Origin of the sequence: Micromonospora sp. SL4-19 (genome assembly GCF_047921475.1) — a bacterium.
Lineage (GTDB): Bacteria > Actinomycetota > Actinomycetes > Mycobacteriales > Micromonosporaceae > Micromonospora.
Genome location: NZ_JBLROB010000095.1, coordinates 1 through 397, shown reverse-complemented (window position 1 = coordinate 397; position 397 = coordinate 1). Strand labels below are relative to the sequence as shown.

The window sequence follows — 397 nt, the reverse complement described above, 5'->3', positions numbered from 1 at the left end:
TCGGCGCTGGCTGGGTCCAGCTGGCCAACCACACACCCATGCCGGTCACCTTCACGGTGGTCGCCCTGGTCGTCGGCGTCCCGGCCGCTGTCCCGGCCTCCCGCCGCGCTGTGTTCGGATGGGCCTTGTGCCTGTTCGTGCGGCACCGGCTGCGCGTGTGCTTCGCGCAGTTCATCATCTCCAACCGCTCCGGTTCGCTGCCGCTGATCCTGTGGGCCAAGCCCACCCCGGTCGGTGAGCGGGTCTGGGTGTACCTACGTCCCGGCCTATCCCTGGCCGACCTGGAAGGCCGTCTCGACCGAATCGCGGTCGCCTGCAACGCCTCCACCGCTCTGATCGAGCGGGCCTCGGACGGCAACGCCGCCTACCTGCGGTTCGACATCAAACGCCGCGAGGT

General features: G+C 69.5%; 1 pseudogene. It reads left to right on the top strand.

Annotated elements, in window-relative coordinates:
• Positions 1-397, top strand: a pseudogene (locus tag ACNAVT_RS31840) (hypothetical protein); the annotation flags it as partial.